The sequence below is a fragment of the Faecalibacterium sp. AM43-5AT genome (genome assembly GCF_003603345.1).
Lineage (GTDB): Bacteria > Bacillota > Clostridia > Oscillospirales > Ruminococcaceae > Faecalibacterium > Faecalibacterium taiwanense.
On sequence record NZ_QVGZ01000001.1, the window covers coordinates 732,914 to 742,096 of the forward strand.

Here is a 9,183-nt window from a genome sequence, read left to right on the forward strand (position 1 = left end):
GCAGTTTTCCAACTGCGGGGAAAAAATTAGAGTTCTGCCAGCTGGGAGAGGATTTGCCGACCAATCTCAATCAGTTCATCCAGCCGCTGCCGCAGGTCCTCCATGTCGGCGGCATAGACCCGACCATTTTCATTGGCGGCTTTAGCGTACTGGTTCAGATTGTTGCTGCACATCTGCAAGAGATATGCCATGCGCCGCAGTTGCGGCAGGTCAAGGTTCAGGCAGTAACCGTCCAGTGCCATCTTGCGGATATAGGCACTCAGGCTGCGGATGCCCATGCCCAGCATTTTTTCATAGATGCGGTTTTTCTCCGCCTTTGTGGTTCTCAGGATGATGATCTCGTCCCGCTTTTCCCTCACCGGGCATCACCGTCCTTGTCGTAATAACTGCGGAAGGGCTTCACCGGCTCCGGCTTATCCGATTTTTCTTCCAGTGCCGCCAGCACCGAGGGGCGGCGAGGTTCGTCCTCCTGTTCTTCCTCGTCCTGTTCCGGCTCATGGCTCTTTTCGTCTACATCCAACTGAGCATTCAATTCTGCAAGCCGTGCGGACTTTTCGGCCAGTTCTTCCTCCTGTGGGAATGGCTTTTCCACCTCAATTTGCGCCGCCGCCTGCTGCTGATGCAGGGTGGTCAGCTCGTTTTCGGCAGAGGTGATGCGCTCCGGGAAGTTGTTCAGCGAATTATCCAGACGGATAATGTTGCCCAGCGGGTCGGTGCCCAAAGGCACCGTGTACTTCCGCTGCCCCTTCAGAATCGCCTGATACTCACTGCGGAAGGTATCGAACCGCAGGGAAAGTTCAAAGCCCCGGTAGCTGCCGATGACTTTTTCTTCGGCGTTTGGCAGTTCAGAACAAGCAAGCACCAGTCGCTCACCGGCGGTCTTTTTCTCATCGTAGGTCACACCCTTGATGACCATGCCGCAAAACTCCTCCTTGCCCTGCGGATGGGCGTCGGCAAGCTGTGCATCGGCTTTCAGCCCGGCAATGTGGGCGTTCGTTTCCTGAATGTCAGCCGGGAATTTGGTCAGCAGCTTGTCTTGCAGACGGAATTTCTGGCTCTGGTGGTCGGCTTTCAGCACCTTCAGCTTTGCCACCTGCACGTCCAAATCCATTTTTTCTTTAATCAACGGATTTCCAGCACACAATGCTTTGATCTCCGCATAAGACAATGCCTGTTCATCCACATCATCGCAGGAACGCACCGGGGATTTGGAAGTCATAATTTGCGAGATGAATCGCTGTTTATTCTCAAGGGTCTGAAAGAGGTACGAATCAAATGTGCCTTCGGTGACGTAGTTGAACACCTTGACTTCCTTGTTCATGTTGCCCTGCCGGATGATGCGACCATTGCGCTGGGTCATATCACTGGGTTTCCAGCCGACATCCAGATGATGCACTGCCACAAGACGCTGCTGCACATTGGTTCCTGCGCCCATTTTTGCCGTGCTGCCCAGCAGGACGCGCACATCGCCGGAACGTACTTTGGAGAACAATGCTGCCTTTTTCGCTTCGGTGTTGGCGTTGTGGATAAACTCGATCTCGTTTTCCGGCACACCGGCGGCAATCAGCTTTTTGCGAATGTCCTCATAAACATTGAAGTTGCCATCGTTCTTTGGTGTCGAGAGGTCGCAGAACAAAAGTTGGGTCAACTTCTGTTCTTTACCTTCCTCCCAGATTTTCAACACATTTTGAACGCATACGTTCAATTTGCTGTTGGGATCATCTGGCAGCATGGGGTTCATCAAGCGAACGTCCAAGCCGATTTTTCTGCCGTCGTTTGTGACGCAGAGCATATTGTCCACGGAGGCATCTACTGCACCGGAGTGGATTTCTGCAGCACGTTTGCTCAGTTCCTGCACCATTTTCTTTTGAATCTCCGAGGGTTTTGCCACCACGGTTTCAAACTTTGCTTCGGGCACAGGCAGATGAAGCTGGTCAGATGTTTTAATGTCCGCAACCTCCTTGAACATGGACATCAGTTCCGGGAGATTGAAAAACTTTGCAAACCGGGTGCGGGCACGATAGCCGGTGCCCTCCGGGGCAAGTTCGATGGCGGTGGTGGTCTCACCAAAGGTAGATGCCCAGCAGTCAAAGTGGGTCAGTTTTTTCTGCTGCAAGGTGCTGTACTGCAAATACCGCATGACCGTGTACAGCTCGGTCATGGAATTGCTCACGGGCGTTCCTGTGGCAAACACCACGCCCCGGCCTCCGGTGATCTCATCCAGATAGCGGCACTTGCCGAACATATCGCTGGATTTTTGCGCTTCGCTGGTGGATAATCCTGCGACATTCCGCATTTTTGTGGTCAAAAAGAGGTTCTTGTAAAAATGGCTCTCGTCCACAAAAAGCCTGTCAACGCCCAGTTGTTCAAAGGTAATCACATCGTCTTTGCGCTCATCGGAGCGCAGTTTTTCCAGCTTGGTTTCCAGAGTTTTCCGGGTCTTTTCCATCTGCTTGATGGAGAAATTCTCGCCTGCATGGGCTTTCAGCTCGTTGATGGCGGCAAGCGTTTCATAAATTTGCTCCTGAATGATACGTTCCTGCCGCTCAAAGGACAGCGGGATGCGCTCAAACTGGCTATGCCCGATGATGACGGCATCGTAGTCCCCGGTGGCGATGCGGGCACAGAATTTTTTGCGGTTGGCAGTCTCAAAGTCCTTGCGCCGTGCCACCAAGAGTTTTGCGTTGGGGTAGAGGTTCAGAAACTCCGATGCCCACTGTTCCGTCAGGTGGTTGGGCACGACAAAAAGCGATTTTTGGCACAAACCAAGGCGTTTCGCTTCCATAGCAGACGCTGCCATTTCGTAGGTCTTGCCCGCACCAACTTCGTGTGCAAGCAGCGTATTACCGCCATAAAGCACATGAGCAATGGCGTTGCGCTGGTGTTCCCGAAGGGTGATCTCCGGGTTCATGCCCACGAATTTGATGTGGGAGCCATCGTATTCACGGGGGCGGGTAGAGTTGAACAGCTCGTTGTACTGCTTCACCAGCGCAATGCGCCGCTGGGGGTCTTGCCAGACCCAGTTGGCAAAAGCGTCCTTGATGACCTGTTGCTTTTGCTGCGCCAGCATGGTCTCCCGCTTGTTCAGCACACGCTTGGGCTTGCCCTCGGCATCCTCGATGGTGTCATAGATGCGGACATCCTTCAGGTTCAAGGTCTCCTCCAGAATCTTATAGGCATTGGCACGGGATGTGCCGTAGGTTTCGGAAGAGATAATATCGCCCCGCCCGGTGGCAGTTTTGCCTTCCACACGCCACTCGGCGGTATACGGAGAATATCTCACTTTGACTGCATGGCGCAGATAGTAGGGGATCTGGAAAGTCTCGGTCATAAATTTTTGAATGATTTCAGGTGCAAGCCATGTGGCACCCAGCCGCACATCAATTTCAGATGCTTCCAGTTCTCTGGGCTGTGCCTTAATCAGCGCATCCACATTGACCGCAAATTCCGGGTTGGTCTCGGCGGCAAACTGCGCCATCCGCAGCTTTGCCCGAACATCGCCAGACAGGTACTCGTCTGCCATCTGCCAGCCCGCTTCCGGGTCAGTGGGGTCGGCGGCAGGGTCTTTGAAGATCACGCCGGACAGTTCGGTGGTGATGCGCCCGTAGTCGCCGGGAGTGCCCAACAGTTCTGCCATATAGGGCAAATCCACTTTGCCATGCTCACCAATAGATACCGCCAACGCTTCGCTGGGGGTATCCACGCTGGTGACGGTGCGTTCCGGGCGGATAGTGCGCTTGGTGAACATTGCAGCCTTGCTCTTGAGCTGCCCCTGCTCGTCCAGATTTTCCAGCGAGCACAGCAGATAATAAGAGGAATCCTGCTCAAACAGCCGCCCGTTTTTGCGGTCGTTCAGCAAGCCATATTTGGCGGTAAAGGCATCGTAGGCGGCGTTCAAACGCTCCTGTGTTGCCTTGATGTCCTCGTCCGGGTAGTCGTTCAGCTGCTGGTCGATCAGGTCGTTGACGATCTGGCGCAGTTCCACCATGCCGGTGACGCGCCCCTTGGCGGTGTCGGAAAGTTCTACCTGCGTCATCACGGAATTTTCCCGGTAGAAAACTTCGCCGTCCACTACGGTATAGGAGAAGTTTTTGACCTCCGGGTCAGCCGGGAGAATGTGCTTCTCATTTTCGGCATCCGCAATATCTGGTGTTTCCACCTCAACTTCGGCGTATTGCCCCTCAATATGCTGTACTGCTTCTGCAAGTTGGTCGGCAAGGCTGGTGCCCTCAAGGGGCGCAACCGTCAGTTCCTCTCGTCCATACTGGGTGCTTTCGGTGGAGAGTACGCCCAGAACCATCTCCGGGTGGTCTGCGAAATACTGGTTGATGGCAAAGCCATCTTCTGTTTTGCCCAACTGCACCCAGTCCGGCTCATGGTCAATGGGGCGGTCACGTTTTTGCAAAAAGATAATGTCGCTGACAACATCCGTGCCAGCGTTGGCACGGAAAGCGTTGTTGGGCAGACGAATGGCCCCCAGCAAATCGGCTCGCTCTGCCATGTGTTTGCGGGCGGTGCTGTCCTTGCTGTCCATGGTGTAGCGAGATGTGACAAAGGCAACGATGCCGCCCGGACGCACTTGGTCGATGGCTTTTGCAAAGAAATAATTGTGGATGCTAAAACCAAGTTTGTTGTACGCCTTGTCGTTGACTCTGTATTGACCAAAGGGCACGTTGCCGACAGCGAGGTCATAAAAATCACGGCGGTCGGTGGTCTCAAAGCCAGCCACAGTAATGTCAGCCTGCGGATACAGTTTTTTCGCAATGCGCCCGGTGATGCTGTCCAGCTCTACGCCGTACAGACGACTGTCTGCCATGGTGTCCGGCAGCATTCCGAAGAAGTTGCCCACACCCATGGACGGCTCCAGAATGTTGCCAGACTGAAACCCCATTTTCTCGATTGCATCATAAATAGAGCGAATTACCACCGGGGCGGTGTAGTGGGCATTCAGCACGGAGCTGCGGGCGGCGGCGTATTCGTCCTCGGAGAGTAACCCTTTCAGTTCTGCGTACTCCTTTGCCCAACCGTCCTTGTTGGGGTCAAAGGCATCTGCCAGACCACCCCAGCCTACATACTGGGAAAGCACCCGCTGTTCCTCAGCGGTGGCACCACGGTGCTCCTGCTCTAGCTTAAACAGGGTTCGGATGGCTTCGATGTTCCGGGCATATTTCTGCTTTGCACCACCCTCGCCCAGATGGTCATCCGTGATGCGGAAGTTCCCGGCAGACTCTGGCGCAGGTTCGGTATTCAGGGCTTCATCCAAGGCGGCGGCATCCGGGAAGGTCTGCCCTTTTCCGTCCACCACGGCAGAGATAGGCAGTTCATCCAGTTCTTCGTCGGAAAGTTGTGGAATATCCTGTTCCTGCTCGTACAACTCCCGGACAACCGCCAGCGGCTCCTCCCGGAAAATCGGCATTCGCATTTCTGCCAACATCATGTCTTGTAAGGATACGCTGTCTTTATCAAAATTTACCGTATCAACCCGGAAAGCGCGCCCTTCCATGTGGACGGTAGTGCCCAGCGGCAGATAATCCTCCCGGCGCAAATATTTGGTCTGGTGGTGGGTGCCATCCTCGTTCAGCCCGGCAAGATAGACGTTCTCGCCGCACTGCCACAGCTGCTTGGCACGGTATGCCCACTGGTCGGTGGGGAAACCAGTGACCGGAACGGTGCCTAGTGCCGTTTCTTTTTCCAGAAGTTTGGTGCCCAGAAGTACGCAGACTTTTTGTGCATCATCTGCGTAAAACTCAAACTGTCCGTTCTGCTCAAAGCCTACCAGCGCATCCGGGTGCTGCTCCTTCAGGGCGTTGTACTCGGTGGCGGCATCCAGCGGCAGCAGTGCCGGGCGTTCCTCCGCCTTGCTGTGGTAATGCTCCAGTTCTTCATCCGTGACGCTGACCAGTTCCGAAAAATCCAGAGTCTCCAACTCGGTTTCAGTCAGTTCCTCCAGACTTTCGTACTGCCGCTCGTCTACAAGAACATCACCCAGATACCGCTCCACCCGATACCCAATCAAATCAACGTTGACCTGAATGGGAATCTCCTCATCGGTGGCGTTGGTGTAGGCAACGCCAATCTTGGACAGGTCAGAAAAGTCTGGCTCGGAGTCGTATTCCTCCTGACAAAATTCCCGGATCAGGTTTTTGGCACGATCTATGGCACCATCCGGCTTTACGCTGACGGGCGGCGTGTAATGCTCCTTTTCTCTATCCGTCAGGTAGCGGTCGGACTGGATCATCAGGTCGATATACTGCTCCACCTGCGCCCATTTCAGGGTGATTTTCTGGTGGTCGGGGTAATGGTCGAATTCCAGACCCTTCCAGTCGTGATTCACAAAACCACGGCTTCCGTCCAGAAAATCGTGGGAGTGCCCGCCGATGCCGTACTCCTTTGCCAACGTTTTGGCACGGAGTTTCCGATCAGGCTGGGTCTGGTACAATGCCATAATGCGCTGTTTGCCGCCCATAAATCCCGAACCGTGCTTACGCAATTCGTTTTCGATCTCAACCTGCGACAAAACAAAAGCGGAGGGCGTTTTTTCGCTCTCCGCTCGGTCAATCTTTTCGATTTGCTGGGCTTCCGTAGGGATGGCAGCATCCAGAAAACTTAGCTGTAGATCAGCTCCGTCAGCACCAGTTCCTCGGCCTGTGCTTTCAGGCTGTTCATGTGCTGCACCCATGCCATCTGATTCTGCTCCTTGTCCGGGGCCGGGCTCTGTTTCAGAAGCTGCGCCATGGTCTGCTGCATCCGGTTCTCTGCTGTCTGCTCCACCTCCATCAGGTGCGGGTACAGGCTCCCGTTCAGGAGCATCGTGTTGTACAGTATCGGGCGATGGTTCATCAGGTACGTCCGGCGCAGTCTGCCGTACTTGCCCAGCGGCTTCTGGGGTTGGTTCAAAGTCAGGTTCGGGAGCTGGTAGTCCCCGATGGTCGAGTAGGTCACGTTCCTGCTGTTCGTATTCATATTGGCTCCTTTCGTTGTTTCTGCGACGAATGGTGGTTTTAACGGTGCGCTCGATGTTCCGCAGCACCTCCCGGCTCATGTCGCTGACGGCAGCGCCGAGGGCAAAAACGGCATCCGGGGTAGAAAAATTGTAGATTGCCTGGAAATCATCCTGGTCAAAGTGGCCGTCCGGCTCAAGACCACAGCGCTCCAGAATCGTATACAGGACACTGATGGCAGCTGCACTTTTGAACTGGAACTCCTGTCCGGCTTCATCATAATCCATCAGAAGCGAACCGTCAACGATGGCGAGAATGTCACCACTGTTGTTGTCCCAATAAGAATCCACCAGCTTGCCCGTCAAATCGGAAATTTGCTGGCTGAATCTTTCGTGTTGGACACCGTATTCTCTGGCAAGCATTTCTGAAACAGGATGAATCAGATCGGGGCCGAGCTGCCATACCTCTGGGTCACGCGAATTGCGGCGCACTCCGGTGTCCGACACATCGAAAACGTAGTGCAGGCGAGGGAATCCGCTGGATTCGTCCAGCAGGGCAATGCCCTTGGAACCCTTGCGCACATAGCGGTTCATGCGGCTGACCCAAATGTCATATTCAGCGCAGGCGGTGGCATCCGGGCGCTGGGCGTAGATCATCAGCTGGTCTGCAAAGGGGTACTTGTACAGCCGGGATGCGGTGGTCAGGTAGTCCGTCCAGCTTTCCCAGTACCGGGTCAAGCCGTTTGCCGTGCGCTGGGCAAGGGCGAGATATTCTTCGGTTTTGCTTGGCATAGTGTTCCTCCCTTCGTTTTTTGAGCATAAAAAGAGCGGGCAACCGTTTTGTGGCCGCCCGCTGGAAAGTGTATCGAGATAAGATTATTTGCTATTGCCCTTTATGTACTTCATAACGCAGCACCCCATCACGATGACGGGAAGCACGGTTCGTAAACCGAGGTCGCCGACCCGCACATTTACATCAATCACAAGCCCTGCAAACCATGCCGCTAAAGTGAAAACAGTTGCCCAACCGTAACTCATAGAACTGTACTCCTTCATATGTGAATATTCAAAACTCTCTTCTCAGCTTCAGCTTTCATAGCTGCCCGCAAGGAACTTACATTTATTCGACTCGAATGTTTACCGGATTCAGTGTAAGGTTGCCTCTGCCTACCACCTTATACCATTTGCCTCGTTCAAGTTTGATTCTTTCTGTTACACCCTGTGTAATATATCCGATTTTGTATTTTTCTCCAGTCTCAACATCGGTAAAGACCACCTCAGTATCACAATCACCGCTCACTTTTACAGTTCCCCAAAGTGGCTGTATTTGTTCTGTCTTTATAGTGCCTTCATCATCTGAAAGGGTGAAAGTATGGCTTCTCTGAATATTGATATAAATCATTACCAGAAAAACCGCTGCCAGACATAAGGCAAACTTTCTTGTTTTCATCGAAACACCTCCTGTAAATTCGGTTTTATCGAATCATATCACATAAGCGGACTCTTCAAACTTACAGCTCAGTTTCCACCGCAAGCTGCTCCTGCTTCTCTTTTTCATCAGCGATTTGGACATCAACATCTTCGCGCATCTTTTTTAGAAGTGCAAGGACTCGCTTGATTTGACCTTTGGTATTCTCCACCCTGCTCTGTGCCTGATTGATGTGATCCAGAACTGCCCAGTCTGCAAAGAGGCCGTCAAAGAAGAAATCCGCAAATTTCAGAAAGCTGTCCACCGTAACCTGAAGGTCAGCGGTAATCTCAACATCAGCAAGCTCAGTTTTGAACCGCCGCAGCTCCACTTGAAGCTGTTCGATTTGTTCCTGTGCATCGTCCAGTTCCTCATACTTGGCAAGATCAGCCATCAAACCGCCGCCCATTACGTCCCATGTACTCCAGCCCTCGGCATTATCCAGCGTTTCCAGAACTTCATTGACCGTGTGCAAGGCAGTCTTTCCGGCGTTGATGGCCTCCAGCAGCTCCCGTTTTTGGACTTTCAGTGCGGCAATGCGGCTTTCACTTTCCGCAACCAGCTGTGCGGCAGGGTGGGCAGATGCTTTGATGCTTTTGATTTTTTCGGAAAGAGCAGCTTGATACTGCCTTTCGCAATCGGACAGCCGTGCCAACCTATTTTGAATTTGTGCTAAATCAGCATCAACGGAAGAAAGGTCATGGAGAGCCGCATCGTACTTGACACGGGCTGCATAGGCTTCCTGCCGTTCTTTGTCCAGCTTTTCATCCATCTT

At 53.2% G+C, this 9,183-nt stretch carries 7 protein-coding genes; 1 reads left to right on the forward strand and 6 read right to left on the reverse strand.

Annotated features, from left to right (window positions below; all coding sequences use genetic code 11):
• Window positions 1-26 precede the first annotated feature (26 nt).
• The 3 genes from mobC to DW937_RS03820 all read right to left on the reverse strand — a co-directional run bounded on the left by mobC (window position 27) and on the right by DW937_RS03820 (window position 6,963).
• On the reverse strand, window positions 27-359 hold the full coding sequence (gene mobC / locus DW937_RS03805; RefSeq protein WP_120120172.1) for a plasmid mobilization relaxosome protein MobC: 333 nt from the start codon (window positions 357-359) through the stop codon (window positions 27-29).
• Window positions 356-5,926: a DEAD/DEAH box helicase family protein gene (locus DW937_RS03810; RefSeq protein ID WP_243111420.1), complete on the reverse strand. Its 5,571-nt coding sequence runs from the start codon at window positions 5,924-5,926 to the stop codon at window positions 356-358. The genes mobC and DW937_RS03810 overlap by 4 nt, the downstream gene beginning before the upstream one ends.
• Before the next feature lie 680 nt (window positions 5,927-6,606).
• The gene (locus tag DW937_RS03820; protein WP_120120174.1) at window positions 6,607-6,963 is read right to left on the reverse strand and encodes a TnpV protein; all 357 of its coding nucleotides are present in this window, start codon (window positions 6,961-6,963) and stop codon (window positions 6,607-6,609) included.
• 1 nt (window position 6,964) lies between these two features.
• Here DW937_RS03820 and DW937_RS14855 point away from each other — a divergent pair, with 1 nt between their 5' ends.
• The gene (locus tag DW937_RS14855) at window positions 6,965-7,369 is read left to right on the forward strand and encodes a hypothetical protein (RefSeq protein ID WP_165852875.1); all 405 of its coding nucleotides are present in this window, start codon (window positions 6,965-6,967) and stop codon (window positions 7,367-7,369) included.
• 447 nt (window positions 7,370-7,816) lie between these two features.
• Here the strand turns inward: DW937_RS14855 and DW937_RS14860 are convergent, their stop codons facing one another.
• The 3 genes from DW937_RS14860 to DW937_RS03835 all read right to left on the reverse strand — a co-directional run.
• A complete protein-coding gene (locus tag DW937_RS14860) occupies window positions 7,817-7,978 on the reverse strand; it encodes a hypothetical protein (RefSeq protein ID WP_165852876.1) in 162 nt (53 codons plus the stop codon).
• An 82-nt stretch (window positions 7,979-8,060) separates the two neighbouring features.
• Window positions 8,061-8,390 (reverse strand): hypothetical protein, encoded by a 330-nt coding sequence (locus DW937_RS03830; protein WP_120120175.1) that lies wholly within the window; start codon window positions 8,388-8,390, stop codon window positions 8,061-8,063.
• A 61-nt stretch (window positions 8,391-8,451) separates the two neighbouring features.
• Window positions 8,452-9,183, reverse strand: a 732-nt coding sequence (locus DW937_RS03835; RefSeq protein ID WP_243111414.1) for a hypothetical protein, incomplete at its 5' end; no start/stop codon positions are given.

What these genes read in the sequence shown, in the direction of transcription:
- DW937_RS03820 (WP_120120174.1), bottom strand. Translation starts at nt 6,963, where the DNA reads ATGAATACGAACAGCAGGAACGTGACCTACTCGACCATCGGGGACTAC.
- DW937_RS14860 (WP_165852876.1), bottom strand. Translation starts at nt 7,978, where the DNA reads ATGAGTTACGGTTGGGCAACTGTTTTCACTTTAGCGGCATGGTTTGCA.
- DW937_RS03830 (WP_120120175.1), bottom strand. Translation starts at nt 8,390, where the DNA reads ATGAAAACAAGAAAGTTTGCCTTATGTCTGGCAGCGGTTTTTCTGGTA.